The sequence below is a fragment of the Sphaerisporangium sp. NBC_01403 genome (genome assembly GCF_045040145.1).
Lineage (GTDB): Bacteria > Actinomycetota > Actinomycetes > Streptosporangiales > Streptosporangiaceae > Sphaerisporangium > Sphaerisporangium viridialbum.
This window is the reverse complement of record NZ_CP109534.1, coordinates 7,002,296-7,027,377: the sequence shown is the minus strand read 5'-3', so window position 1 is coordinate 7,027,377 and position 25,082 is coordinate 7,002,296. Positions and strand designations below refer to the sequence as shown.

At 71.6% G+C, this 25,082-nt stretch carries 26 protein-coding genes; 14 read left to right on the top strand and 12 right to left on the bottom strand.

The window, feature by feature from the left end:
* The first annotated feature begins 27 nt into the window (after positions 1-27).
* Together OG589_RS31410 and OG589_RS31405 are read left to right on the top strand one after the other, a co-directional pair.
* Positions 28-924: a CPBP family intramembrane glutamic endopeptidase gene (locus tag OG589_RS31410; RefSeq protein ID WP_405141582.1), complete on the top strand. Its 897-nt coding sequence runs from the start codon at positions 28-30 to the stop codon at positions 922-924.
* Positions 925-1,196: 272 nt separating this feature from the next.
* Complete coding sequence (locus OG589_RS31405; protein ID WP_405141580.1) at positions 1,197-4,367, top strand: hypothetical protein; 3,171 nt, start codon at positions 1,197-1,199, stop codon at positions 4,365-4,367.
* Here OG589_RS31405 and OG589_RS31400 read toward each other — a convergent pair.
* On the bottom strand, positions 4,357-4,764 hold the full coding sequence (locus OG589_RS31400; RefSeq protein WP_405141578.1) for an NUDIX hydrolase: 408 nt from the start codon (positions 4,762-4,764) through the stop codon (positions 4,357-4,359). The two genes, OG589_RS31405 and OG589_RS31400, sit on opposite strands and share 11 nt — an antisense overlap.
* A 27-nt stretch (positions 4,765-4,791) precedes the next feature.
* Between OG589_RS31400 and OG589_RS31395 the strand changes: the two genes are divergently transcribed.
* The 4 genes from OG589_RS31395 (at position 4,792) to OG589_RS31380 (ending at position 7,536) form a co-directional block, all read left to right on the top strand.
* A complete protein-coding gene (locus OG589_RS31395; protein ID WP_405141577.1) occupies positions 4,792-5,472 on the top strand; it encodes a DUF6758 family protein in 681 nt (226 codons plus the stop codon).
* A 113-nt stretch (positions 5,473-5,585) separates the two neighbouring features.
* The gene (locus OG589_RS31390) at positions 5,586-6,302 is read left to right on the top strand and encodes an MBL fold metallo-hydrolase (RefSeq protein WP_405141576.1); all 717 of its coding nucleotides are present in this window, start codon (positions 5,586-5,588) and stop codon (positions 6,300-6,302) included.
* A 43-nt stretch (positions 6,303-6,345) separates the two neighbouring features.
* The gene (locus OG589_RS31385) at positions 6,346-6,522 is read left to right on the top strand and encodes a hypothetical protein (RefSeq protein ID WP_405141575.1); all 177 of its coding nucleotides are present in this window, start codon (positions 6,346-6,348) and stop codon (positions 6,520-6,522) included.
* A gap of 93 nt (positions 6,523-6,615) precedes the next feature.
* Positions 6,616-7,536: a RecB family exonuclease gene (locus OG589_RS31380; RefSeq protein WP_405152168.1), complete on the top strand. Its 921-nt coding sequence runs from the start codon at positions 6,616-6,618 to the stop codon at positions 7,534-7,536.
* A 25-nt stretch (positions 7,537-7,561) separates the two neighbouring features.
* Here the strand turns inward: OG589_RS31380 and OG589_RS31375 are convergent, their stop codons facing one another.
* The 4 genes from OG589_RS31375 to OG589_RS31360 all read right to left on the bottom strand — a co-directional run bounded on the left by OG589_RS31375 (position 7,562) and on the right by OG589_RS31360 (position 11,690).
* The gene (locus OG589_RS31375) at positions 7,562-7,696 is read right to left on the bottom strand and encodes a hypothetical protein (protein WP_405141574.1); all 135 of its coding nucleotides are present in this window, start codon (positions 7,694-7,696) and stop codon (positions 7,562-7,564) included.
* Entirely contained in the window at positions 7,675-8,583 is a 909-nt protein-coding gene (locus OG589_RS31370) for an oxygenase MpaB family protein (RefSeq protein ID WP_405141573.1), read from the bottom strand. Before OG589_RS31370 ends, OG589_RS31375 begins: the two co-directional genes overlap by 22 nt.
* Positions 8,584-8,636: 53 nt before the next feature.
* On the bottom strand, positions 8,637-9,515 hold the full coding sequence (locus OG589_RS31365) for an alpha/beta fold hydrolase (protein ID WP_405141572.1): 879 nt from the start codon (positions 9,513-9,515) through the stop codon (positions 8,637-8,639).
* 210 nt (positions 9,516-9,725) lie between these two features.
* Complete coding sequence (locus tag OG589_RS31360) at positions 9,726-11,690, bottom strand: DEAD/DEAH box helicase (RefSeq protein WP_405141571.1); 1,965 nt, start codon at positions 11,688-11,690, stop codon at positions 9,726-9,728.
* A 405-nt stretch (positions 11,691-12,095) separates the two neighbouring features.
* Between OG589_RS31360 and OG589_RS31355 the strand changes: the two genes are divergently transcribed.
* Complete coding sequence (locus OG589_RS31355) at positions 12,096-12,788, top strand: ferritin-like fold-containing protein (protein WP_405141570.1); 693 nt, start codon at positions 12,096-12,098, stop codon at positions 12,786-12,788.
* Positions 12,789-13,150: 362 nt separating this feature from the next.
* On the opposite strand, the gene OG589_RS31350 is transcribed toward OG589_RS31355, so the two are convergent.
* The 4 genes from OG589_RS31350 to ligD all read right to left on the bottom strand — a co-directional run bounded on the left by OG589_RS31350 (position 13,151) and on the right by ligD (position 15,491).
* Entirely contained in the window at positions 13,151-13,381 is a 231-nt protein-coding gene (locus tag OG589_RS31350) for a DUF3107 domain-containing protein (RefSeq protein ID WP_405141569.1), read from the bottom strand.
* Positions 13,382-13,504: 123 nt separating this feature from the next.
* Positions 13,505-14,125: a TetR/AcrR family transcriptional regulator gene (locus tag OG589_RS31345; protein ID WP_363916187.1), complete on the bottom strand. Its 621-nt coding sequence runs from the start codon at positions 14,123-14,125 to the stop codon at positions 13,505-13,507.
* Between the two features lie 160 nt (positions 14,126-14,285).
* Positions 14,286-14,519 carry a hypothetical protein gene (locus tag OG589_RS31340; protein WP_405141568.1) on the bottom strand — a complete coding sequence of 78 codons (234 nt, stop codon included), beginning with the start codon at positions 14,517-14,519 and terminating at the stop codon, positions 14,286-14,288.
* 63 nt (positions 14,520-14,582) lie between these two features.
* A complete protein-coding gene (ligD, locus tag OG589_RS31335) occupies positions 14,583-15,491 on the bottom strand; it encodes a non-homologous end-joining DNA ligase (RefSeq protein ID WP_405141567.1) in 909 nt (302 codons plus the stop codon).
* 180 nt (positions 15,492-15,671) lie between these two features.
* On the opposite strand from ligD, the gene OG589_RS31330 reads away from it, so the two are divergent.
* Positions 15,672-16,592, top strand: a complete 921-nt coding sequence (locus OG589_RS31330) for a Ku protein (protein WP_405141566.1) — start codon at positions 15,672-15,674, stop codon at positions 16,590-16,592.
* Between the two features lie 192 nt (positions 16,593-16,784).
* Here the strand turns inward: OG589_RS31330 and OG589_RS31325 are convergent, their stop codons facing one another.
* Positions 16,785-17,312 (bottom strand): hypothetical protein, encoded by a 528-nt coding sequence (locus OG589_RS31325; RefSeq protein ID WP_405141565.1) that lies wholly within the window; start codon positions 17,310-17,312, stop codon positions 16,785-16,787.
* A 328-nt stretch (positions 17,313-17,640) separates the two neighbouring features.
* On the opposite strand from OG589_RS31325, the gene OG589_RS31320 reads away from it, so the two are divergent.
* Positions 17,641-18,609 carry an alpha/beta fold hydrolase gene (locus OG589_RS31320; RefSeq protein WP_405141564.1) on the top strand — a complete coding sequence of 323 codons (969 nt, stop codon included), beginning with the start codon at positions 17,641-17,643 and terminating at the stop codon, positions 18,607-18,609.
* 117 nt (positions 18,610-18,726) lie between these two features.
* The gene (gene moeZ, locus OG589_RS31315) at positions 18,727-19,905 is read left to right on the top strand and encodes an adenylyltransferase/sulfurtransferase MoeZ (RefSeq protein WP_405141563.1); all 1,179 of its coding nucleotides are present in this window, start codon (positions 18,727-18,729) and stop codon (positions 19,903-19,905) included.
* Positions 19,906-19,982: 77 nt separating this feature from the next.
* On the opposite strand, the gene OG589_RS31310 is transcribed toward moeZ, so the two are convergent.
* A complete protein-coding gene (locus tag OG589_RS31310; protein ID WP_405141562.1) occupies positions 19,983-20,288 on the bottom strand; it encodes a winged helix-turn-helix domain-containing protein in 306 nt (101 codons plus the stop codon).
* Positions 20,288-20,782 carry a hypothetical protein gene (locus OG589_RS31305; RefSeq protein ID WP_405141560.1) on the bottom strand — a complete coding sequence of 165 codons (495 nt, stop codon included), beginning with the start codon at positions 20,780-20,782 and terminating at the stop codon, positions 20,288-20,290. The genes OG589_RS31310 and OG589_RS31305 overlap by 1 nt, the downstream gene beginning before the upstream one ends.
* Positions 20,783-20,909: 127 nt before the next feature.
* On the opposite strand from OG589_RS31305, the gene OG589_RS31300 reads away from it, so the two are divergent.
* From OG589_RS31300 to OG589_RS31285, 4 genes are all read left to right on the top strand, one after another.
* Positions 20,910-21,629, top strand: a complete 720-nt coding sequence (locus OG589_RS31300) for a hypothetical protein (protein WP_405141558.1) — start codon at positions 20,910-20,912, stop codon at positions 21,627-21,629.
* Positions 21,623-22,936, top strand: a complete 1,314-nt coding sequence (locus OG589_RS31295) for a S8 family serine peptidase (protein ID WP_405141556.1) — start codon at positions 21,623-21,625, stop codon at positions 22,934-22,936. Before OG589_RS31300 ends, OG589_RS31295 begins: the two co-directional genes overlap by 7 nt.
* 180 nt (positions 22,937-23,116) lie before the next feature.
* Positions 23,117-23,854, top strand: a complete 738-nt coding sequence (locus OG589_RS31290; protein WP_405141554.1) for a hypothetical protein — start codon at positions 23,117-23,119, stop codon at positions 23,852-23,854.
* A gap of 2 nt (positions 23,855-23,856) precedes the next feature.
* Positions 23,857-25,044: a S8 family serine peptidase gene (locus OG589_RS31285; protein WP_405152167.1), complete on the top strand. Its 1,188-nt coding sequence runs from the start codon at positions 23,857-23,859 to the stop codon at positions 25,042-25,044.
* Positions 25,045-25,082 lie beyond the last annotated feature (38 nt).

Sequence of the window (25,082 nt, the reverse complement as noted above, 5' to 3'; positions counted from 1 at the left end):
GCGCCACCGGCTCCGAAGCCGTGGGTCGTGCCGCCTCCGCCCGGCACGCGGTACGACCACCTGGCGCGCACGCCTCTGCACCGCTGGTGGCGTCCCATCGTGGGAACCGCCGGCATCGCCGGGGCGTTCGTGGGCGTCGGACTGTTCGTGATCTTTCTTGGCATGATCGTCGCGGGGCTCCTCGGTATCCCGGTGGTGATGCGGGGCGACAGGCTCTTCGGGAACTCGGTGTTCGAGCTTGCGGTGCTGCTGCTGTCGATCGCGGCGGTCCTCCCGTTCGTGTTCGCCACCGCGTGGCTGGTCCAGCGCCGCCCGCCCGGCACCCTCTCGTCCGTGCTGGGACGGCTGCGCTGGGGGTGGCTGCTGACCTGCCTGGGAGTGGCCTTCGTGGCGCTCCTGCTGGGCCAGGCCGCCATGGTCGCGACGTACGCCGTAACAGGGGAGAAGCTCGGGAACCTCTTCGGCTGGGTCGGATGGCAGAGGTTCCTGCCCGGCCTGGTGGTGATCCTGCTGCTGGTGCCCTTCCAGGCCGCGGCGGAGGAGTACATCTTCCGCGGTTGGGTGCTGCAGGCCTTCGGCGCCTACTTCACGACCCCCTGGCCCGGCATCCTGCTGGGCGCCGCCGCGTTCACTTCGCTGCACGCCTACACCGACTGGGGCATCATCGACGTCTTCAGCTTCGGTGCCCTGATGGGCTGGCTCGCCGTCCGCACGGGCGGCCTGGAGGCGCCGATCGGGCTGCATGTGATCAACAACGTGGTGAGCTTCCTGCCGGCCGCCGCCTCGGGCGACCTCGGGGATGCCCTGAAACAGGGGGCGGTGCCGTGGCAGGCGCTCTCCGGGACCGTCGTGCAGTTGGGTTTCTTCGTCATTGTGGTCGCGATAATCGCCCAGAAGCGGGCAATTCAGACGGTCTCTAGATAAATCTGACTAGAGAGGTCTCGCCAGAAGGGGCCTCGGCATGTTGCCCTGGAAGGTGTGCGGGCCGGCAGTCGGTCCCAGGGAGGTGCGCGCTGGCGGCGAGGGCGAGAGCGACCACCATCCCACCCAGTTATGTGATCACTGGGCATGGGTTGGGTATCGGTACGATCGCAGGTGATCTGTTGTCGATGCAATGGATGAGCTGGAGTTCGGTGGAACGGTCCCGAATCACGGCCTTCAGACTGGGTTAGGCTGCCTACGAGGAGGTGCTGAGCGTGGCCTCGGGCCCCCACGACCCGCGCTCGTCATGGTGGTCGGCCGGCGACGGCGCCGACCACGGAAGCACGTCACGCCCCAACGGGTCCCACCAGGCCCACATGCCACCCCCGACGCTCCACCACTCCCCGCCCGATCCCTCGGACACCCGCTCCCGGAGCCTCCCCCTGGACTCACCGTGGGCCCTTCCGCCCTTCGGGGCGCCCACCCCCGACGAGGGCTCCTCCACCCCTGAAGACCCCGCTGCGGAGCCGCCGAGGCAGCCCTCGGCCGGGCGCCACCCCTATGCGCGGCCGTACGGCGGCGCGGGCGCCGAGCCCCGGCACAGCGCGGGCCACGCGTCCCCCGGGGACCCGGGTGAGGCGTACCCCGGGTGGGTGCCGGAAGCGCCCCCGGAGGAGCCCGACGAGCCCGCCTGGCCCCCGCGCCGGCTGGTGAACCGTCCCGACAAGCTCGTCGCCTCGGGGCCGCCGCGCACGCCGCCGCGCACGCCCTCGCGGGCCCACACGCCACCGGCGCCCGAGTGGGACAGGCCGGGGATCAGGGTGGAGCCCAGCATCCCCGCCGAGCCCGAGGCCGCTCCGGAGACCGAGGACGCGCCCAGGTCCGGCATCACGCGCGAGCCCGCCGGCCCGTACGCCGAGCCCGGCGACCCGTACGCCGAGCCCGCCGGCCCGTACGCTGAGGACGTCCCGGTGGAGGAGCGCATCGGCGGGCCCCCCGGAGGACGTCCCGCCCGCCCCAGCCGTCCCGACATCCTCGTGGCGTCCGGTCCGGCGCGCCCGCGCGGCGGTGGTCGCGGCCGTCACCACCGCGACCAGGCGGACCCGAGACCACCGCGCCGGCCCCGCACGCCACGGCGCAGGCCCGGGCGCGGCCTGCTGACCCCGATCCTCGTGGTCGTCGTGCTGCTCGCGACGGCGGGGCTCGGACTGGTGATCGTCAACTGGGTGAACTCCCCGACGAGCTCGGGCCTGCGGCTCGCGGCGGGCGACGGCGGCTCGGGCGACCAGGCGTTCGTGGCCCCGCCCGGCATCAGCGGCAACGGCTCCAGCCAGGTGCTCAACGCGGTCACCTCCGTCGGCTCGACCGTGGTCGCGGTCGGCAGTGACACGACCAGCCCGGTGCCGCGGCCGCTCTTCCTGGTCTCACCCGACGGCGGCGCGTCCTGGGAGCTCGGCAGGGTGACCGGTCCGGCCGGGTACCAGCCCGCCGGGTCGGCGGGCCGCGTCGCCGGCGGCGCGGGTCGCTGGCTCGCGGCCGGCACCGAGGCGCCGGGCTCGGCGGGCGCCTCCGCCCGGGGCATGTGGACCAGCGCCGACGGGCGCTCCTGGACGGCGGTCGACCCCTCCCGGCTCTCGGTCTTCTGGAACGGCGACCGGATCACCGACCTGGCGCGGACCGCCAGCGGCTTCGTCGCCGTCGGCTCCACGACCCTCCAGGACGGCGGGTACGGCCCGGTGGCCTGGGTGTCACCGGACGGGCAGAGCTGGAGCCGCGTGGACACCGGGCAGATCGGCGCCACCGACAAGGTGCGGGCCATCCGCGCGGTGGTCGCCAAGGGGGACGCCGTCGTGGCGCTGGCCGACCCGGGCAAGGGCGACACGACCTCGGTCATCCTGCGCTCCCCGGACGGCGGCCGCACCTGGCTCCGTACGGCCGCGGCCCTGCCCGGCGTGCGGCCGGAGCCCGGCGCGCTCGCGGTGGCCGCCAAGGGGTTCCTGCTGGTGCCGACCCTGCAGAAGTCCAACGCCGGAGAGGTCCGCGTCTACTGCTCCGACCTCGGAGACGCGTGGAGCCAGTGCGGGGTGATCGGCGGGCTCGGGCGCGAGGCGACCGGCGTGCGGGGTCTCGCCACCTCCGCCGCCGGGGTCGCGGCGGTCGCCGAGTCGGGCTGGGAGCGCTACGGCGTCTTCACCAGCACCGACGGCAAGAACTGGACAGAGAGCACCGACCTCGGGCAGATCCCCGGCACGCTGCGCGGGCTCGCCGTCACCGACGCGGGCATGCTCGTCGCCGCCGGTGACCAGCGGGCCGGCGGCCTGGACAACCTGCCGGTGCTGATGACGGCGGCCAAGGGCAAGCCGGCCGCGCCTGTGCCGCTGGACGAGATCAGCGGGCTCACCCGCTCGGCCCGCGAGACCACGGCCCTGGTCGCGGCGGGCAACTCCTTCGTCGCGGTCGGCTCGGTCAAGGGGGACGCCGGCATCTGGACCAGCGCCACCGGCCAGAACTGGAAGGCCGTGACCTCGCCCGCGCTCGGCGGGGCGGGCAGGCAGGCGCTCAACGACGTGGCGCACGGCCCCCACGGGTGGCTCGCCGTGGGCAGCACCACGGCAGACTCGGCGTTCGTCAGGCCGCTGCTCGCCACCTCGACGGACGGGCGGTCCTGGCGCCACGCGCCCGAGTCGCCCGCGCTCGGGGCCTCCGGGCGGTACGCCGTGGTCCCGCGCGTGGTCGCGGCCGGTCCCAAGGGATACGTGCTGGCGGGCGACGACAGCGGCCCCGATGGTGTGGTGGCCGCGCTGTGGTTCTCCGCCGACCTGCGCCGTTACTCGCGCTCGGCGCCGGAGAGCCTCCCGGCGGGCGGCGCCGACGTGCGCATCGAGGACGTCGTCGCGACCCCGGACGGGTTCCTCGCGGTCGGCGGGTCGGGGACGGCGGGCCGTACGTCGGGCGTGGTGTGGGTCTCGCGCGACGGGCTGAACTGGACGGCGCGCAAGCGCGTGATCCCCGAGGGGGCGCGCTCGGCGAGCCTGCGCAGGGTGCTCCTCCAGGACCACGAGGTCGTGGCGGTGGGCAGCGCGACCAACGACAAGGGCGTCGACCAGCCGTTCGCGGCGGTCTCCGGAGACGACGGGGTCACCTGGCAGTACTCCTGGCTCCCGGCCGACGCCGCGGCCACCGTGCTGGACATGACGTCCTCGGACTCCGGCCTGGTCGCCGTGGGGTCGTACGGGCCGCCCGCGACCGCCGACAGCGCGGTCTGGACGTCCCCGGACGGCCGCGACTGGCAGCGCCACACCCTCACGGGGGACGGCATGGCGGGTGACGGCGCCCAGTGGCTCGGCGCGATCGCCGTGATCGAGGACAGAGTGGTCGCACTCGGCCGCTCCACCACCTACACCTCCGACCACCTCACCCTGTGGCGGACGTCCTTCAGCCGCTGACCCCGGCGGGAAGGACGTGCCACGCGATCAGCGTGTCGAGGAGGCCGGAGGTGAGCGGGAGCCGCGCGAGATCGGCGGGGGCGAACCACCCCACGCCGGCCGCGTCGTCGCCCGGCCGGGGCGTGCCGGCCCCGGCCGAGGCGAAGTAGTCGTGGATCTCGTACAGGACGCCGCCCGGGCCCGGCCGCTCGACGGTGCCGGCGAGCCCGCCGACCGACACCGGCAGGCCGGTCTCCTCCAGAAGCTCGCGCGCCAGGGCGCCGGCGTCCGACTCGCCGGGCTCGACCCGGCCGCCCGGGAGCGACCACAGGCCCTCGCCCGGCGGGTGGCCGCGCCTGACCAGCAGCAGCCGCCCGGCGCCGTCGAGGACGATCGCTCCCACGCATCTCACGCGCATAGGCCAAGATTACGCCGGGATAACGGGATGCCCCTTGACTTTCGCGCGTTGACGGAAGCACCGTGGATAACTGTGAGAGCCGCTCCCACCTGCCCTCGGTGTTTCGGCACGCTACGTCCACCTAGCGCATGGTCAAGCGCTTGGCGTTGCGGCGTGCACGGCACCGTCCTGCCCTTCCAGTCGAGACGCCCGTCCGAGGAGGCGCTCGACGTGGTCCGCAAGGGTTCGCGCGTCCCCTTCTGGTTGCCGTGGCCGTTGCCGACGGGGTGGCTGGTGACCGGGTTCGGGGATGCCGGAGAGGAGCTCACCGGCACCCATGCCGGGGTGGTGGCCCTGTCCGGGCCGGCGGTCACCCACGGGCCCGCCGACCTCCTCATCGTGGCGGAGGAGCCCGGCATCGGGCTCGGGGCGGCCTTCGCGGGGCTGGACGGCCCTGATCCCGGCCCGGGGTTCGACCTCGGCCCGCCCAACGCCAAGGTCGACACCCTCGGGCACCCGACGGCGCTCTGGCTGGTGGAGGGCCCGTCCGACCGCGTCGCATACGTCGGCGAGGCCATGGGCAACTGGCTGTGGGTCATCGGCTGGCCGGCCGAGGCCGGGTGCCTCGTCGAGCTCGCCCAGCTCGCCCTGCGCGACCTGAGGGAGCAGGACCAGGACCTCGACCTGCCCTACGGCGCCTTCTCGCCGCGTCTGGGAGCCGAGCCGTAGGCCTGGGGCACCGTCCGGCGTGACCGTATAACCGGCACACGGCGTGAGGTTCTTCGTCAATGTCATCCGTTTGCTTATCGAGACCGGTTCAAGTGTTCGGTAAGGTCGTGGCCGTGACAGCGCGTATCGAGCGAGTGGTGACCGAGGGCGTCGTGGAGATCGACGGCGCCGAATACAAGGTCGAGAACAACACGTGGATCGTGGGCGACGACGAGGAGGTCATCGTCATCGACCCCGCGCGCGACGCGGAGACGATCCTTTCCAGCGTGGGTGAGCGCGAGGTGCTCGCGGTCATCTGCACCCACGGCCTGCCCGACCACGTCGGCGGGGCCATCGAGGTGGCGGCGCGCGACGAGGCGGTCGTCGCCCTCAACCGCAAGGACCGCCAGCTCTGGCGTGACACCTGGCAGGAGACCTACCCCGACATCGACATGGAGGACGAGGGCATCTTCGGCGTCGCCGACGTCGAGCTGGAGGTGATCGCCACGCCCGGCATCACCCCGGGCGGCGTCTCGCTGTACGTCGAGGCGCTGGGCGCGGTCTTCACCGGCAAGACGCTCCTGGCCGACGGGCCGGGCAAGCTCGGCGGTGAGTATCCCGCGCTTGCCGACCAGCTCACGGCGATCGGCGAGCGGCTCTTCACCCTCCCGGCCGACACCAGGGTGCTTCCCGCCCACGGCGAGGAAACCACGATCGGCGAGCAGGAGCCGCACTTCGACGACTGGCTCGCCGGGTCGCTCACCGGTGCGGGCCCGGCCGCCGCCGCCGAGGGTCCGCTCTCCGACGGCACGCGTGTCTCGGGCATCAAGCTCAACCTCGACGACGAGTGATCCGAGGCCGAGCCCGTCGTCTCCGGCGCCGGGCTCGCCCGGCGTGCTCGGCTACCGAACGCCGGACTCGCTCGGCGTGGCCGGCTACCGAACGCCGGACTCGCTCGGCGTGGCCGGCTACCGAACGCCGGACTCGCTCGGCGTGGCCGGCTACCGAACGCCGGACTCGCTCGGCGTGGCCGGCTACCGAACGCCGGACTCGCTCGGCGTGGCCGGCTGACGATCTGCTGCCTTGGCGGGCGGCCTGTGCCTTCCGGGGCGAAGGGAGAGGCTGACCGTGGGGCAACCAGAGGGGCAGCTCGGTCTCGAAGGCATGCCCAGGCGGCTCTATTCGTGCACGCCGTCGCGGCTGAACGCCTGGCTCGACTGCCCTCGGCGCTACCGTTTCACCTATCTCGACCGCCCGGCCCCGCCCAAGGGCCCGCCGTGGGCGCACAACAGCGTCGGCGCCTCGGTCCACAACGCGCTGGCCGGATGGTGGCGCGAGCCGTACGAGCGCAGGACCCCCGCGATGGCGGGCATCCTGCTCACCAAGGGGTGGATCACCGAGGGCTTCCGCGACCAGGAGCAGTCCACGGTGTGGCGCGACCGCGCGCGGGCCATGGTCTCGGGCTACACCAGCACCCTCGACCCCTCGGACGAGCCGGTCGGCGTCGAGCGCACCGTCGCCACCCGCACCTCCGTGATCGCGGTCTCAGGGCGCATCGACCGGCTCGACCGGCGCGGCGACGAGCTGGTGGTGGTCGACTACAAGACCGGCAGGCGTCCCCTCACCGAGGACGACGCCCGCTCCTCCCTCGCGCTGGCGATCTACGCCGTGGCGTCCTCGCGCGTGATGCACCGGGCGTGCCGCAAGGTGGAGCTCCACCACGTCCCCACGGGCTCCATCGTCGAGTGGGAGCACACCGACGAGTCCCTCCGCCGCCACATCGGCCGCGCTGAGGAGATCGCGATGGAGGCCTCGGAGGCCGACGAGCTCTACCGCGCCTGGCGCGCGGACTCGGCCCCGCCGCGCAACGGCTCCCGCACGGCGGCCTCCGGCGCGGCGGGTGGGGGTTCTCGTACGGCCGCGGCCGGCGCCGGGCCCGCGCCCGTGCCGCCGGAGATCGACGCGAGCTTCCCCCCGAACACCGGCCCGATCTGCTCGTGGTGCGACTACCGCAGGCACTGCCCCGAGGGTCAGGCCGCAGGCACCTCACACCAGCCCTGGGACGGCCTCGCGGACTCGTCCTGATCCCTTCCGGGACACTCGCGTGGGTTCAGGCGGTGGCGAGGCCGGTGGTGGCCAGGGTCAGGAGGCGGTCGACCCTGCCCTCCTGGGTGGAGTGCTGGCTCGCCCAGGCGACGCCCGCCGCAAGCGACGCGTGCCGGCTCAGCCTGCCGGGGCGGGCCACCTGCGGGGGTCGGTCAGTCCCTTGAGCCCCCTGCTCACGTCGTACCCCGCGGCGCCGAGACGCTCGCGGGCCCCGGCGAGCATGTCGCGGGTGCCGGGCAGGAAAGCGCGGTCGTGCACGGTCTCCGGCAGCGAGTTCATGCCGAGCCGGAACGCCCGCAGCGCCGCAGTCACGGCCCCCTGGGGCACCTCGGGAAGCACCCCGTACATCCGTCTGGCCCAGCCGGGCAGCGTGTAGTAGCACAGCGCCCCGAACGGGAGGTACGCCGGCTTGCCCGGCGTCAGGAACCGCAGGTGCCGCGGCATCCTCGGCCAGATCAGGAACCGGACCGCCGCCACCGACTCGGGCGTCACCGCGAGGGCCGGTCGCACGCCGGCGAAGTAGTCGCGCATCTCACCCATCGAGCCGGGAACGTCCTCCTCGTGCAGGCCGACGTAGGTGGCGCTGCGGCGCTGCTCCCTGAGGTAGCGGTCGGCCTGGGCGTCCGTGATCCGCAGCCCGCCGCGCCTGGCCGTCTCCAGGTACGACGACACCTCGGCGCAGTGGACCCACAGCAGCAGCTCGGGATCGTCGACGCGGTGGGTCCTGCCGGTGGCGGGATCGCTGATACGCAGCCGCCGGTGGATGTCGCGCACGCGGCGGCCGATCTGGTCGGCCTCCTCCGGGCTGCCGAAGGTCACGCGGCCGACGAAGTCGGCGGTGCGGCGCAGGCGCCCGAACGGATCGTCCTGGAAGCCGGAGTTCTGCCAGATGCCGCGCATCGCGAGAGGGTGCAGTGCCTGGAGCATGAGGCCGCGGACGCCCCCCACCCACATGGCGCGGTCGATGTGGACCAGCCAGGTCACCCTGTGCGGCGGCTGGACGACGATCTCGCCGATGTCCCTCATAGCGAGTAAAGGATGACATGACGTGCGACCGGCCCCGCGAGGGGGCCGGGGCGTCAGCCGGTGTGGAGGAGGCGCTGCTCGGCCTGGTTCCAGAAGCGGGTGAGCGCGTGCGCCGTCGTCTCTGGAGCCTCGACCGCGGGGGAATGGAGCGCTCCCGGCACCACGACGCAGTCGGCGTCGAGGCGGTGCGCCATCTCGGCCTGGATCGCGGGCGGCCAGCCGTCGTCGTGCTCTCCGTAGAGGACCAGGGTGGCCACGTCGACCTCGCTCAGGTCGTCCAGCCGGTCGGGGGCGTCCAGCACCTGCTCGGCCATCGTCATCAGACCGGTCGCCGAGTTGGACAGGAGCCGCCTGCGCAGGAACGCCAGGATGTCGTCGGTAACCCCGGCCACGATGGCCTCGGGCTCCAGCCGGTGAGTCCAGAGGTGTTCGAGCCCGACCTCGGGAAGCTCGCGCAGCATCACGCGGCACGCCTTCTCGCGGGGGCCGGTGATCCCGGACGGGCCCGAGCTCATCAGCGTGTACGACGCGAGCTTGGTGGCGCCGCCGATCACGGTCTCGCGGGTGACCAGGCCGCCGAAGGAGTGGCCCACCAGGTGGACGGGCTCGCCGCCCCCCACCATCGAGGCCACATGGTCGATGTCCTCGCCGAGGGACTCGCAGGTGTACGCCGAGGGGTCGTCCGGCCCCTTGGTCTCGTACTGGCCGCGCATGTCGACCGCGACGACGCGGCGCCCCGCCTGGGCGAGCGTCTGGAAGATCGCTATGAAGTCTTCCTTGCTGCCGGTATAGCCCGGGACCAGCAGCGCGGGCCATCGCTCAGGGACACCGCGGACGGGCAGGGCCTCCAGGGCGGCGAACGTGCCCACGGAGGTCTCGATCTGCTGCGCACGGACACCAGGAGGCAGCGTTAGGAAGCGCGGCGTACTCACGCGGCACCACGATACTGAGGATTCATCCCGGCAACACCGTCAAACGCTCTACGTCGGTCGCGTGGTTGACTTTCCACTTTCTCACCTGATCGGATGGCGCTTCACCCCGGCCGGGAGCGCGCCGTTCGAACGGCGGGCTGCCCGCGAGGGCTTCCCGCCGTTCTCACCGCTCTGGCCGCTCTGGCCGCGGTCGTTCATACGCCGGCCCGTTCAGCTCCTCCGGGTAGGACGCTGGTACGCGGGCCTGCGTCGCTGCTGGACGCGCTCGGAGGCCGCGGACGGGGCAACATCGTCGTCCGTCGCCAGATCGGGCGACTGGAAGATGATCGAGAACGGAGTCGGCGGGATGATCCGCTCCGGCTCGGTGCGCTCGACGGGCGCGACTCCGAACCCGTCGGGCAGGGCGGGCGCGGGCGTGTGCCGTGCCGCCGGGGCGTAGTCGTCGGACACGGCGGGCGCCGGCGTGTGCCGGGCCGTCGCCTCGATCTCCTCGGTCCTGATGAGCGCCTCCTGGGCGACGGGCGCGGTCGCGCCGGGCTCTGCGGCCACCGAGGGGGTAACCTCGGCGAGCGCCTCGGACAGCGCTGCCTTGCTCGCGCCACGGCGGGCGCGCCGGGGGGCGGGCACCTCCGCGGCGACGGGCTCCGGGGAAGGCGTGGTCGCGGCCTTCTTCGGGGCCCTCACCGCCTTCGACACGGTGGCGGGCTGCTCGGGAGCGAGGATGTCGCCCTCCACCGCCGTGTAGTCGGCGTAAGCCCGCTCGAACCGCTCGGTGCCCGCGACCTCGGCCGCCACGACACCATCGGCCGCCACGGCACCGTCAGCCGCCACGGCACCGTCAGCCGCCACGGCACCGTCGGCCGGCACGACACCGTCGGCCGGCACGACGCCCTCGGCGGCCTGGCCGCCACGGGTGCGGCGCCGCTGCCGGTTGCGGGCCGGGCGCTCGCGGCGCTCGGAACGGTCGGACCGCTCGGTGCGGTCGTCGCGCTCCTTGCGGGAGCGGTGACGCCCGGTCTCGCCGATGTCCTCGATCTGCTCGGCGTCCAGGCCCGCGCGCGACCTCTGGGCGCGCGGGAGCACGCCCTTGGTCCCCGAGGGGATGTTGAGGTCGGTGTAGACGTGCGGAGAGGTCGAGTACGTCTCGACCGGCTCGGCGAAGTCGAGGCCGAGGGCGTTGTTGATGACCTTCCAGCGAGTGAGCTCCTCCCACTCGACGAAGGTCACCGCGACGCCCGTGCGCCCCGCCCGGCCGGTGCGGCCGATGCGGTGGACGTAGGTCTTCTCGTCCTGCGGGCAGTCGTAGTTGACGACGTGGGTGACGTCGTCGATGTCGATGCCCCGCGCCGCCACGTCGGTGGCCACCAGAACGTCGATCTTGCCGCTGCGGAACGCGCGGAGAGCCTGCTCGCGCTGGCCCTGCCCGAGGTCGCCGTGCACGGCCGCGGCCGCGAAGCCGCGCTCCTTGAGCTGCTCGGAGACCATGTCGCAGGCGCGCTTGGTCTCGCAGAACACCATCGTGAGCCCGTGGCCCTCGCTCTGCAGCATGCGGCCGACGATCTCGATCTTGTCCATGCGGTGCGTGCGCCAGACGAACTGGATCGTCTTCGACATGTCCTGGTCGCCGGCGTCGGCGTTCTCGGCGCGGACGTGCGTCGGCCGGGAAAGGTAACGGCGGGACAGGGTGACGATCTCGCCCGGCATCGTGGCGGAGAACAGCATGGTCTGCCGCTCGGCCGGGATGAGCTTGATGATGCGCTCGATGTCGGGAAGGAAGCCCAGGTCGAGCATGCGGTCGGCCTCGTCCAGGACCAGCATGGACACCTGGCTGAGGTCGAGGTGCTTCTGGTTCACCAGGTCGAGGAGGCGGCCGGGCGTGCCGACGATGACGTCGACGCCCTGCTTGAGCGCCTCGATCTGGGGCTCGTACGCGCGCCCGCCGTAGACGGTGAGGATGCGCGAGCCCAGCTTGCCGCCGGCGACGACGAGATCCTCGGTCACCTGGAGGGCCAGCTCGCGCGTCGGGACGACGACGAGCCCGCGGGGCTTCTTGCGGTTCTTGCGGGGCTTGCCGACGCGCTGCAGCATCGCCACGCCGAAGGCGTAGGTCTTGCCGGTGCCTGTGCGCGCCTGGCCGATGACATCCTGTCCGCTGATCGCGAGCGGAAGGGCCATCTCCTGAATGGGGAACGGTGAGATGATGCCCTCGGTTTCCAGGGCATCAGCGATCTCGGGTATGACTCCAAGGTCTCGGAACGTGGTCAGCTCGGCCTGCCTAAGTCTCCTGCGAAGGCGGGCCTCCGGGACCGCTGGCCGAGGTGGTCTCGTGCCGGGTCCGCGCGGAAAAGCCAACCCTCATCTCGTCTCGGCGACCGCCGCGGCGTAGCTCGCGTGGGGGCTATCAGGCGATAATCTCCCTGAATACATACTGCGGTCGCACTCTTACAGGGCAGTGTACTCGATACCACAAGACCCAGCCGATTTCTTCGTGTTCCGCATGGTCGGTCGCCGTGTTCTGAGGGGCGCGGAGCCCACGCGGCCGGGGTCAGAGGCCGGGGGCGAAGCTCGTACGCTGCATCCATGAGTGATTCCCCTGCCGGCGTCGTCGAGCTGCTCGGCGTCCTCGCCTACGCGGAGCTGACCGCGTTCCTCAGGCTCGCCGAGGATGCCGCCACTCTCGCGCCCTCGCTGACCGACCGGGCCGCGCTCAGCGGTCTGGCCGCCACCGAGTACGCCCACTTCGTGCTCCTGCGCGACCGGCTGACCTGGCTCGGCGCGGACCCCGAGGAGGCCATGGCGCCGTTCGTGTCGTCCCTGGACGACTGGCACGCCCAGACCCGGCCGGGGGACTGGCTGGAGGCCCTGGTCAAGGCGTACGTCGGCACGGGCATCGCGGGGGACTTCTACCGCGAGGCCGCGCGGCACGTGGATCCCGACACGCGGAAGCTCGTCGACGAGGTGCTGGCCGAGGAGATCAGGTCGGAGTTCGTGGTCGAACGGGTGCGCGCGGCGCTGGCCGGAGATCCCCGGCACGCCGGCCGGCTCGCGCTCTGGGCGCGGCGCATGGTGGGTGAGGCGCTGAGCCAGGGGCACCGGCTGGCGGCGGCGAGGCCGCACCTCGCCCTGCTGCTCGTCTCGGCCTCCCCCGAGGGGCCGGAATCCGGCCGGCCGAGCACGGATGCCGATCTCGTGGAGATAGGCCGGTTGTTCGCCCGTCTCACCGAGGAACACGGCAAGCGCATGGCGGCTCTGGGGCTGGTGCCCGGGCCCTAGGCGAGAAGGTTTCGGACTCCTGGCCAATTAGGTGCCGTGATCGAGCGGCGCGAAAGCCCCGAGCGGTTGTAGCGTTCGAGACATGAGGGCCTCGCGCCGCTACGGCAGTTCCTTGATGAGATGTGGACCCAATCGCTGGACCTCGCGGCCCGTGTTAAGAAGGGGGAGCTCGGGCTGCCCGGCCGTCAGCCACAAGCGAGACGACGTCAGGCGTTTCCGTCGCCCATGTGGCTGCTCGCTCGGCTCACGCGAGGAATGCACGGGCCTCTGAGCCCGCGCCGGTCCGATCTTCCGGGGTCCTGAGCCGGGCCCCGTGCTCACGCCGGCGCTTTGGGGAGCGAAGGCCCCCCAAAGCGCCAGGCTCAGAGCGTGCCGCCGAAACCGACGACGCGCGAGGCGTCCTCGCCGATCTCCACGAAACCGAGCGAGGAGACCGGGACGACGACGCGCATGCCCTTGTTGTCGGTGATCGAGAAGACCCCGCGGTCGGCGGCGAGGGCGTTGCGGAGCTCCTGCTCCACCTCGTCGGCGGTCAGGTCGGTCTCTATGACGATCTCGCGGTGCACGGAACGTACGGCGATCTTTACTTCCATCGGGATCCCTTTCGATTTCGATGAGCCTCGATGGGCGCTGTAATCCTCATCGTTACTCCTCGGGTGTCCCGTGACCCCTGTTGATCGCGTCAAGCGAACAACCCCGCGGTGCGGCAGGACCCGCTATGTGGTGCGGGGGAAGCCGCCGATGCCTCTCCAGGCGAGGCGGGCCATGAGCTGGGTCGCCACGTCCTTGGGGATGGTGCCGTGGCTGGCGAGCCAGTAGCGCGCGCTGACCTCGGCCATGCCCACCAGGCCGACGCCGAGGAGGTGGGCCTCGTCGCTGGAGCAGCCGGTGTCCTCCTGGATCACCTGGCTGATCATCTCGGCGCTCTCGCGGAGCGAGCGCTCCATGCGCTGCCGCACCGGCGCGACGTTGCGCAGGTCGGACTCGAAGACCAGGCGGAAGGCCTCGCCCTGGCTGGAGACGAAGTCGAAGAAGGCCCCGATGGCGGCCTGGACGCGCTGCTTGTTGTCGGTCGTGGAGGCCAGGGCCTCGCGGCAGCGGTTCGCCATGTCGTCGACGTGGAGGTCGAGCAGGGCCAGGTAGAGCTCCAGCTTGCCGGGGAAGTGCTGGTAGAGCACCGGCTTACTGACCCCGGCCCGCTCGGCGATCTCGTCCATCGCGGCCGCGTGGTAGCCGTTCTCCACGAAGACCTCCTGCGCCGCGTTCAGCAACTGTCGGCGACGGGCCATCCGGGGCAGCCGGGTGCCCCGGGGCTTGGCGTCCGGGGTAGCGGTCACGGGACTCTCCTTGGGGACGGTTCGCGCGTCGCACGACCGGTGATCGCGCTCAGCTTCCTGCTGATCGAGTTGGATTCGGATCTCAGCCGGCCAGGCGTCCGCCTGCCCCTCGCTCCCGTGGATCCGCTTCGGGTTCACATCCTACGCGCGGGTAACCAGGTCAGCGATAGTCGTCGTCGCCGAGGTCGACCGTGCGCTCCTGGTCGGCGGCGTCGGCCGGGTCGACGTCGTAGGGGATCTCCAGAGGCCATTCGCGCTGGTCGGCGCGGATGGTCAGGTGCTGCTCGATGGCATCGGCCTCGGGGACCTCCGTCTCCAGCGCGTCGGCCACGTCGTCGAGGGGCTCGAGCGAGTCAAGCGAGACCTCGTTCCCGCCCACATCCATCTCCGACATGTTCAGTCCCCTCAGTAGGCGGGCGAGCTCGAACTCCCCGCTCCATACCCCGATGCGTCCAGCCTAAGGCTCGTTCCCGGTGCCGCTCCGCTCCGGCGGGGCCATGAGATCGCCCAATTCCCCGACACGGCGCAGGACGTCCTCGGCGGTGAACACGAGATCCTCCGGCCGGGAACAGCTCTCCACCTCTTCCCACGTGATCGGGGTGGACACCGTGGGCAGCCGGTTGGCGCGCAGCGAGTAGGGGGCGATGGTGGTCTTGGCGGGGTTGTTCTGGCTCCAGTCGATGAAGATCTTGCCGGGGCGCAGCTTCCTGGCCATCTGGCTCACGATCTCGTCGGGCCGCTCCTTCTCCAGCCGCCGGGCGATCGCCTTGGCGTACTCGGAGGGGCTCTCGGACCTGTGGGACCAGGGGACGTACACCTGCATCCCCTTGTTGCCGCTGGTCTTCGGGCAGCCCTCCAGATCGTCCTCTCGAAGGACCTCCCTGAGCCGCGTCGCCACGCGGCAGCACTCGACGATCGTCGCGGGGGCGCCGGGGTCCAGGTCGAAGACCATGGTGTCGGGCGGCTGGGGCCCGCCCTGGTCGTCGACCCGCCACATCGGCGTGTGGAGCTCCAGGGCGGCGAGGCTCGCGAGGTAGACCAGCGTGGGGAGGTCGTCGACGACGGCGTAGTCGATCGTCTCGCGGTCCTTGGTGCTGCCAGGAGCGGGCAGGCGCACCGTGCGGACCCAGGCTGGCGTGTGCGCCGGGCGGTTCTTCTCGAAGAAGAACTGCTGGTCCACGCCGTTGGGATAGCGCTTGACGGTCACCGGGCGGCCCCTGAGGTGCGGGAGCATGACGGGGGCGACGCGGCTGTAGTAGTCGATCACCTCCGCCTTGGTGAACCCGGCCTCGGGATAGAGCACCTTGTCCAGGTTGGTCAGCGTCAGCTCCCGGCCGTCGACCCTGACCCGGACCTTCTCCGCCACGCGTACCACTTCCCCCGCTGGGTTTTCTTTTCCCGTGCTCAGGTCGGACCCCGATCAAACCAGGCGGCGGCCTGACCGGATACGGCATTCAACACTGGGTATCTGCCCATCTAGGAATGCTTTGCGCCCTTGCCGCTAACGAACGTGTGTTCGATAGTAGGGGCGAGGTGAGGAGTTGTCATGCGTAGCATCTGGAAGGGTGCCATCTCGTTCGGGCTTGTCACCATCCCTGTGAAGCTCTACTCGGCCACCGAGCAGAAGGACGTGACGTTCCACCAGGTGCACCGCGAGGACGCCGGCCGCATCAAGTACAAGCGCGTCTGCACCGTCGACGGTGAGGAGGTGCCGTACTCCGAGATCGCCAAGGGGTACGAGCTCCCCGGCGGCGAGGTGGTCGTGCTCACCGACGAGGACTTCGCCGACCTGCCGCTGAGCACCTCGCGCCGCATCGACGTGCTGCAGTTCACCCCTGCCGACCAGCTCGACCCGATCTTGTTCAACAAGTCGTACTACCTGGAGCCCGAGTCCACGGGCGTGAAGCCGTACGTCCTGCTGCGCGACGCGCTGGAGCGCACGGGGCAGGTGGCGATCGTGAAGGTCGCGCTGCGGCAGCGCGAGTCGCTGGCCGCCCTGCGCATTCGCGACGGGGTGTTCGTGCTGGAGACCATGCTGTGGCCCGACGAGGTCCGCGACCCGGGGTTCGCGTTCCAGGACGAGGACGTCGAGGTGCGCCCGCAGGAGCTGCAGATGGCCGAGTCGCTCATCGAGACGATGGCGGGGGAGTTCGATCCCACGGAGTACCACGACGCCTACCGCGAGGCGCTCCAGCAGGTCATCGAGGCCAAGGTCGCGGGCAAGGAGCTCGTGCGCCCCGAGGCGCCCGAGCAGGCGGGGCCCGCCGTCGACCTGATGGCGGCGCTGCGGGCGAGCGTCGACGCCGCCAAGCGCGAGCGGGAGGGCGCCCGCGAGAAGGCCCCCGCCTCGGCGGCCGCCAAGAAGAAGCCGGCCGCGAAGTCCGCCGAGGCCGCCGAGGCCGAGGAGAAGGACGAGAAGGACACCAAGAAGCAGGCCCCGAAGCGCCGCGCCCGCAAGACCGCCTGACCGGGCGGAGAAACAACCCGGAAAAGCGAAATTATCCCGAGAGGCCGGAAATTCCGGAGCCGGGATAAAGTGTCCGAGTAGAGAGGGAGGCCCCGGAGCGGAATCGCTCCGGGGCTTCCCGTATTCTGTCGGCTAAGCGGCTGGTGCTACCAGGCGAACGGCAGCCTGGAAAGTCCGCCTAGGAATGGATGTTTACCTCTCCTCGTTGCCGTGGTGGTGCTTGTTGCCGTGGTGGTGGTGATGATGGTGCTCGGGACGCCAGTGGCGACGGTGGTTGTCACGGAAGAAGTCGTGGTGGCCGCCGCCGTGGCTGTTGTGGCCGATGATCGCGCGGAAGAAGCGCGCCTCTACGATCTTGAAGTAGCAGTTGCGGTGGCCGCCTCCGGCGCGGTGGTGGTGACGGTGGTGACGCGAGAAGCCGCGGCCCTTGCCGCCCCAGCCCCCGTCGTCGTCGTCGCCGAAGCCGCCTTCGTCGCCGAAGCCGCCATGGTGGCCGTGGTGGCCGCCGCCGCCGCCGTGGTGGCAGTGGCCGCCGCCGCCCTCGAAGCCGCCTCCGCCGCCGCCGTCGAAGCCGTCGAAGCCGCCTCCGAAGCCGTCGAAGTTGGTGATCGCGGTGGACGCGTTGGCGCTTGTAGCCGTGGTGGCGCCGAGACCGGCGAGACCACCAGTGAGTGCCGCGGTGACGGTCAGCATTGCGGCGTATTTCTTGACGTCGGGCATTGCGTTTTCCCCCTTGACGCATCGGGTTGCCCAGCGGACGCATTTCCTCATTTTCGAGGTAAATGCTGGGGTGACTCGTTATGAGTCTTCCCACTTGTCTTGTTTTCCTAGCGGCGCATACGACAAACGAGGATCACTGCCTTTTGGCATCTACTTAACCTGCCCTTATGTCTTTCAGTTCGATATTTCCCGATTTGCCCGATATTTCCTGTGATCTTGTGGCCTCTCCGGTCCTGTCCGGGGTAGCCCCAGCAGGGCGCGGTGCTCGGCGCGAGCTGTACGGCGCCGGGTTATCGTCGGAACGGACGGTGAACAAGAGGGGGGAAAGATGGTGGACGAACCGATTCCGCACTGGCCAGGGGAGCTGCTCGACCTCGACGGCCTAAGCGTCTACGTGCGGTCCACTCCCGAGGGGCCGCAGGAGAAGGCCGTGTTCGTGCACGGGCTGGCCGGGTCCGCGACCAACTGGACCGACCTGATGGCCGAGCTCCGGCACCAGGTGAGGGGATACGCCATCGACCTGCCGGGAGCGGGCTACTCTCCCGCGTCGCCCGGCGGCGACTACTCCATCGGCGCGCACGCGGCGGCCGTCACGGCGCTGATCGAGCACCTCGGCGGCCCCGTGCACCTGCTCGGCAACTCCCTGGGCGGCGCCGTCGCGGTGCGGGTCGCGGCCACGCGCCCCGATCTCGTCCGCACCCTCACGCTCGTCTCGCCGGCTCTGCCCGACCTGCTTCCCCGGTACGGCCCGGCCCGCGTAGCCATGTCGGCGGCCCCCCGCCTCGGCGAGTGGGCCGTCACCCGGCTCCGCGCGCTGCCCCCCGAGCGGAGGATCAGGGCCACCATGGCCATGTGCTACGCCGACAGCGGGCGGGTGCACCCCGACCGCCTGGAGGACGCCGTGGCCGAGCTGCGCCGCCGCGACGAGCTCCCCTACGCGGGCCTGGCGCTGGTGGCCACGGCCCGTGCCCTGGTCAACGAGTACTTCCGGCGCGGCGCCGACAACCTGTGGCGCCTGGCGGCCCAGGTGACCGCCCCCACGCTGGTCGTGCACGGGCGGCACGACCGCCTCGTGGACCCGCGGATGGCGACGAGGGCCGGGCGCACGTTCCAGGACGTCCGGCTGGTGCTCTTTCCCCACGCGGCCCACGTCGCGCAGATGGAGTTCCCCGCGCTCGTCGCCCGCCACGTACGCGTCCTGATGCAGGACGGCGCGTGGAAGGCGTCCGCGGGCGGCGACGGTGCGCGGGGGACGGAAGACACGCGGAGCGCGGAGAATACGGCCGCCGTCGGCTAAGATCGCCGATTCGGGAATGCGGGGGCAACCGGGTTAGGTTGTGACAGACGGCTGGGCGCGTAGCCTGACGGGCAAGCCGCCAAATGGGAAGATCCCCTGAAACGGGAGCGTAGAACTGTGTCGTTGCCACCGCTGGTAGAGCCGGCCGACGAGCTGACCGTTGACGAGGTGCGCCGCTACTCTCGCCATCTGATCATCCCCGACGTGGGGATGGCCGGGCAGAAGCGGCTGAAGAACGCCAAGGTGCTGTGTGTGGGCGCCGGCGGCCTCGGTTCCCCGGCCCTGATGTACCTCGCCGCGGCCGGTGTCGGCACGCTCGGCGTCGTCGACTTCGATGTCGTTGATGAGTCCAACCTTCAGCGGCAGATCATCCACGGACAGTCGGACGTCGGCCGCCTGAAGGCCGAGAGCGCCGCCGCGACGGTCCGCGAGATCAACCCCCTGGTCAACGTCGTGATCCACAACGTGGCGCTCACGACCGACAACGTGATGGACATCTTCGCCGCCTACGACCTGATCGTCGACGGCACGGACAACTTCGCGACGCGTTACATGGTGAACGACGCGGCCGTCCTGCTGGGCAAGCCCTACATCTGGGGCTCGATCTACCGCTTCGACGGCCAGGCCAGCGTGTTCTGGGCCGAGCACGGGCCCTGCTACCGCTGCCTCTACCCCGAGCCGCCGCCTCCTGGCATGGTGCCGTCCTGCGCCGAGGGCGGCGTCCTCGGCGTGCTCTGCGCCTCCATCGGGTCGATCCAGGTGAACGAGGCGATCAAGGTGCTCACGGGCATCGGCGAGCCGCTGGTCGGGCGCCTGATGATCTATGACGCCCTGGAGATGAAGTACCGCGACGTCAAGGTCCGCAAGGACCCCGAGTGCCAGCTCTGCGGCAAGAACCCCACGATCACCGAGCTGATCGACTACGAGGCGTTCTGCGGCACGATCTCCGACGAGGCCCAGCAGGCCGCCACGGGATCCACGATCACCGCCCAGGAGCTCAAGGACATGCAGGACCGCGGGGACGACATCTTCCTCGTTGACGTCCGCGAGCAGAACGAGTACGAGATCGTCAACATCCCCGGCGCCGTGCTGATCCCCAAGGGCGACTTCCTGCGGGGCGCGGCCCTTGAGCGGCTGCCGCACGACAAGAAGATCGTGCTGCACTGCAAGTCGGGTGCTCGTTCGGCCGAGGCGCTGGCGGTGCTGAAGAACGCCGGGTTCTCCGACGCCGTCCACGTCGGCGGCGGCGTGCTGAGCTGGGTCAAGACCGTCGACCCCTCGCTTCCGACCTACTGATCGACCGGCCGGCGAGGCCGATCCCGCGACGCGTGAGGCCCGCGTCCTCCCACAGGAGGGCGCGGGCCTCACGCCGTCTACTCGCCGGTGAGCGACAGCCCCGAGCGGGCGACGATGGCCTGGAGCGCGGCGACATGGGCCGCGTACGCCTCCCGGCCGGCGTCCGAGAGCCTGAGCCAGGTGCGGGGGCGCTTGCCGACGTGGCCCTTGCGTATCACGACGTACCCCGCCGTCTCCAGCGCCGCGGCGTGCTTGGACAGCACCGAGTCGCTGACCTCGACCGCGTCGCGGACGAACGCGAACTCCGCCTCCTCCATCGCGGCCAGCAGCGACATGACGCGCAGCCTCGCCGGAGCGTGGATGAGCGGGTCGAGCCGCTCCATCAGCGGCCCTCGATCTTCGCCGCCATGCGCCGCGTGATCGCGTGGCCGACGGCCGGGCCGGTGACCGCCAGGTACGCCGTCATGGCCACGCCCGCGTACGTGCGCCCGTAGGCGACCTCGGCCGACGACAGGGTGACCGCGAGCACCATGCAGACGGCGACGCCCACCAGAAGCCAGACGACGAAGGCGCCGACCACAGCGGGCCTGACGAGGCTGCGGTGGGGAACCTGCCGGTTGGTGCGGGCCAGCGCGACGATCAGGCCGGCGAGGGCGACCGTCAGGAGGGTGATCCCCGTCACCGCGAGCGGGCCGGAGGTGCCCGGTTCCATGAAGAACTGCAACCCGGTCGCGTAGACGCCGACGCCGACGGGATACCAGGTGGGGAACCACGGCCTGGCCCTCACGATGCCCGCCTGGGACGCGCGGATCTCGCGCAGGCTGTGCGCGGCGGCTTCCGGGGTGATGGACGCGGCGTCGTCAGGGGTGGCGTTCATGCAGGTCTCCCATCGTTTCCACTCAGGAAAGTACTTTCCACTTTCCATTCCGTCAAGTACTTTCCAAAGGGATCTATGCGGATGGAACGGCCGATGCCTCCCCACCGGGGGCGTTAGGGTCGGGCAGGTGAGTGAGTCGCGTGCGTGGCCGTCCCTGGTGATGGCGTCAGCGCTCACCCTGATCTGCGCGATCATCGCCGGAGTGGCGGCCGGGGCCGCGGGCGCCGAGCTGACCCGTGGCCCGAGCGTCGCCGAGATCCAGCAGGCCTCGGCCGAGGAGACGGCCCGCCGCTGGCAGGCCTGGCCCGCGGGCGAGATCTTCCCGGCCCTGCTCCCATACGTCGCCGAGCAGGGCGGCCAGGAGAACGCCCGCAGGGTGGGCATCTCCTCGCGCACCGACTGCGCGGCGGCCGTGGACGCCGCCCTCAGAACCGTGCTGAAGGCGGCCGGCTGCCGGGCCGTGCTCCGCGCGACCTACCTCGACGCGCTCCAGGGAGTGGTCGTGACCATCGGGGTCGCGGCCTTCCCCGACCAGGGGTCCGCGCTCGCGGCCAGGGCGGCGTTCCCGCCGGGCGGCGTGCCCTCGCCTGGCCTGCGCGCGCTGGCCTTCCCCCAGACCGTCGCCGACCGGTTCACCGCCGCCGCCCGCCAGGCGTCCTCGCTGGCGCAGGCCGGGCCGTACCTCGTGCTCACCACGGCGGGCCAGGTCGACGGGCGGCCGGCCAGGTCGGTGGGCCACCAGCGTTCCACCATCTTCAGCTTCGCCTCCGACCTGGAGGACCGGATACTGACCACGCTGGCCACCCCCGCGCGTCCCGACTGCGCCGGCAAGGACTGGCAGTGCTGAGGGTCCGCGCCGCGCGGCGTCCCCGTGCCGTGCTCGCGGCGCTGCCGGTGCTGGTGGTCATGCTGGTGCTGCAGGTCGCCGGCGCGCTGGCGGCCGGGCCCGCGCTGGCCGACCAGGTGCGCGGGAGCCAGCGCCAGGTGATGCGCACCCTGGACGTGGCCGCCGCCTGGCGGATCACCCGAGGCGCGGGGGTCAAGGTCGCGGTGCTGGACTCCGGAGTCGACCCCCGCCACCACGACCTGGCCGGGTCCGTGCTCACCGGCCCCGATCTCACCGTGGGCGCCAACCCGCGCGGCGTCGCGCCGCTCCGCCTGCATGGCACGTACATGGCCTCGCTGATCGCGGGGCACGGGCACGGCCCGGGGCACTCCGACGGGGTGATCGGGGTCGCGCCCGCCGCCAAGGTGCTCTCGGTGCGGGTGATCCTGGAGGACGACGAGCCGGGCTTCCACGCCTTCAACTCCGAGGCGCGGTTCGAGAACGTCGTCGCGCGCGGCATCCGCTACGCCGTCGACCACGGCGCGGGCGTGATCAACATGTCGATCTCCAAGGACCAGCCCACCCGGCAGGAACGCGCGGCCATCAAATACGCGATCTCCAAGGGCGTGGTCCTGGTGGCGGCGGCGGGCAACGACGGGGCGGGCCGCAAGGACGGGCCGTACTCCTACCCGGCCTCGCTCCCCGGCGTGATCTCGGTGGCGGCGGCCGATCGCGGGATGCACAAGGCGTCGTTCTCCAACCGCAACTCGCTGGTCCTCCTCGCGGCGCCCGGTGTGGACATCTTCGGGGCCGGTCCCGGTGACCAGTACTGGGTGGGCAGGGGCACGTCGCAGGCGACGGCGCTCGTCTCCGGGGTCGCCGCCCTCATTAAAGCGAAATATCCAAAAATGTCGCCTGCGCTTGTCGCTCAGGCCCTCACCACCGGCGCCACGCGCCGCCCGTCCAGGGGTTACGACCCCGGCATGGGGTTCGGCGTGGTCAACGCGGCGCGGTCGCTCGCCGAGGCCGCGAGGCTGGCGCGGCACCGCCACACCGCCTACGGCGCGGGTGTGCAGGACGCCGACCTGCCGATGTCCCCCGACGCCGACGCGGCGGCCTCTCCGCTGCCGCCGGTGCAGGTCGTCCGGCGGGACACGGGCATGATCACCGTGTACGGGGGACTGGCCCTGGCGGCGACCGCGTGCGCGGGCGCGAGCCTCACCGTCGTGATCGTGCTCGTACGGCGCTCCCGGCGCAGCCGGGAACACCGGGAACACGATGAGCCCCAGGAGCCCCAACCGGGTGGGCGGCAGCGGGCGCCGACGTAGCATCGATGTATGTCGCCTGAGGAGCCACGGTCACGACCGGTGACGCCTTGGCCCGCCCGTGTGAAGGGTGCGCGGAGCGCGGGAAGGTTTCCTTCGGGCGATGGCACAGCCCGTGAGGGAGCGCGGCCGTGGGCCGGCGCCCGGGCGCGTGCCGCCGGCGTGCAGGCGGCCATCGACCGCATGGAGCTTGAGCGGGGCGTCCGGTTTCGATCGCTGTTCCTGCTGATCATGGGCACCATCCTCGCCATCGCGGCGACCAACGTGCTGCTCGGCGTGGTCGGCCTGCTGCAGGAGACCCGCGCGCGGCCGCTCACGGTCGCCGAGCGCACCCGTTTCGCCGAGGAGGACGTCGCCAGGCGCTGGTACGCCTGGCGGGCCGACGCCGTGTTCCCCGCCGAGGTGGAGTACCTCGGCCTGTCCCGGGTGCGGCAGTCCGCCCGGCGCGTCGGCATCGCCAGGGAGGCGCCTTGCGCGTCCGTCGTGGACGCCCCCGTCGCCACGGTCCTGCGGCAGCACGGCTGCCGCACCATGCTGCGCGCGACGTACGTCGACCAGACCTCGACCTTCGTGATGACCGTGGGGGTGGCCGTGCTCGACGACGAGGAGACCCGGGTGCAGACCGGGGGTGACCTGCCCGTCGACGACCGCGTGGGCGTGCGCCCCGTGGCGTTCCCCGGCACGGTCACCGAGTCCTTCGGCGCCGCGCAGCGCCAGCGCACGAGCTGGACGGGCGCGGGGCCTTACATCGTCTTCTCCACCGCCGGGTACGCCGACGGGCGCACGCGCGAGTCCGTGCCGATGGAGGAGATCACGCACAGCGAGCTGTGGCCGACGGCGCAGTCCATCGCCGGGCACATCGCCCGAGGCCTGTCCGCGCCACCCGAGATCCCGCGCTGCACCCAGGGGAACGTGTGTTGAGGGTGCGGGCCGGCGCCGCGCGCGCGTGCGCGGTCGCGGGGGCGGTGGCCCTCGCCGGGCTGCTCGCGGCTCCCGTACGGGCCGACGGGGTGCGTGACCAGCAACGATGGGTGCTCGACGCGCTCAACGCCGAGCAGGCGTGGAAGGTCACCCGGGGGGACGGCGTGACCGTGGCCGTGGTCGACAGCGCGGTGGACCCCAAGGCCCCGGTGCTGAAGGGCAAGGTCACCGTCGCGCCCGACATGCGCGCCAGCGTGTTCGACGACGGCCCCCCGCCCGTCGGGCCGCACGGCACGGCGATGGCCTCGCTGATCGCGGGGTCCGGCCACGACGGAGGCCTGATCGGCGTGGCCCCAGGCGCGCGCATCCTGTCGGTTCCCGTGATCTCCGAAGACGAGCCCGAGTACGACCTCGTCGAGCCCGACGACGGTCTCGGCCTGCCCAGCGAGAGCCCGCTGTCGAGGGCATTGCGCTACGCCACCGACCACGGGGCCAAGGTCATCAGCATGTCGCTCGGGGAGTACGCCACGCAGCGCGCCGACCGCCAGGCCGTCGCGTACGCGCTGGCGCGCGGCGTGGTGCTGGTGGCGGCCGTGGGCAACGACGGCGACTCCGAGTACGCGCGCAAGAACGGCACCACGTTCTGGAGCTTCCCCGCGGGCTACGCGGGGGTGATCGGGGTCGGCGCGGTCGACAGGCAGGGCAAGGCCACCGGGTTCAGCAGCGACAACCTCTCGGTGCTGGTGGGCGCGCCCGGCGTGGGGGTCCCCGCGGCGGTTCCCGGCGGCGGCTTCCGGCAGATGGAGGGAAGCAGTGCGTCGACGGCCCTGGTGGCCGGGGTGGCCGCACTAATAAAGGCGAAATATCCGAATCTAAGCCCTGATTTGGTTGCCCGTGCGCTCACGTCCACCACCAGGAACAAGCCCGCCGCCCGTTATAGCGACAAAGTGGGATTCGGGGTGGTGGACGCGGCGGCCGCGCTCAAGCGCGCGGGCGAGCTCACGGCGTACACCACCTCGCTTCCGGTACGGAGCGACCTTCATTTCGGAAACGGCACGACGGCGCCCGCGCCTACTCCGCCAGGGCCCGATCCTGTGCGACTCTGGGTCTACGGCGCCGGCGTTCTCCTCGGGCTCATAGGGTTCGGAGCCGGGGTGGTCGTGCTCACCCGGCGGTCCGAACGGCAATGATCACGTCGTGGACGCGATTGGGGCGCTATTCGGCTGCC

Bases quoted from the DNA above. Each gene is read 5' to 3' on its own strand.
- OG589_RS31330 (WP_405141566.1), top strand. From the start codon at position 15,672: ATGCGTAGCATCTGGAAGGGTGCCATCTCGTTCGGGCTTGTCACCATC.
- OG589_RS31380 (WP_405152168.1), top strand. From the start codon at position 6,616: ATGCCCAGGCGGCTCTATTCGTGCACGCCGTCGCGGCTGAACGCCTGG.
- OG589_RS31360 (WP_405141571.1), bottom strand. From the start codon at position 11,690: ATGGCCCTTCCGCTCGCGATCAGCGGACAGGATGTCATCGGCCAGGCG.
- OG589_RS31305 (WP_405141560.1), bottom strand. From the start codon at position 20,782: ATGAACGCCACCCCTGACGACGCCGCGTCCATCACCCCGGAAGCCGCC.
- OG589_RS31310 (WP_405141562.1), bottom strand. From the start codon at position 20,288: ATGGAGCGGCTCGACCCGCTCATCCACGCTCCGGCGAGGCTGCGCGTC.
- OG589_RS31395 (WP_405141577.1), top strand. From the start codon at position 4,792: ATGCCCCTTGACTTTCGCGCGTTGACGGAAGCACCGTGGATAACTGTG.
- OG589_RS31320 (WP_405141564.1), top strand. From the start codon at position 17,641: ATGGTGGACGAACCGATTCCGCACTGGCCAGGGGAGCTGCTCGACCTC.
- OG589_RS31340 (WP_405141568.1), bottom strand. From the start codon at position 14,519: ATGTCGGAGATGGATGTGGGCGGGAACGAGGTCTCGCTTGACTCGCTC.
- OG589_RS31400 (WP_405141578.1), bottom strand. From the start codon at position 4,764: ATGCGCGTGAGATGCGTGGGAGCGATCGTCCTCGACGGCGCCGGGCGG.
- OG589_RS31325 (WP_405141565.1), bottom strand. From the start codon at position 17,312: ATGCCCGACGTCAAGAAATACGCCGCAATGCTGACCGTCACCGCGGCA.
- OG589_RS31355 (WP_405141570.1), top strand. From the start codon at position 12,096: ATGAGTGATTCCCCTGCCGGCGTCGTCGAGCTGCTCGGCGTCCTCGCC.
- OG589_RS31290 (WP_405141554.1), top strand. From the start codon at position 23,117: ATGGAGCTTGAGCGGGGCGTCCGGTTTCGATCGCTGTTCCTGCTGATC.
- OG589_RS31350 (WP_405141569.1), bottom strand. From the start codon at position 13,381: ATGGAAGTAAAGATCGCCGTACGTTCCGTGCACCGCGAGATCGTCATA.
- OG589_RS31370 (WP_405141573.1), bottom strand. From the start codon at position 8,583: ATGAGGGACATCGGCGAGATCGTCGTCCAGCCGCCGCACAGGGTGACC.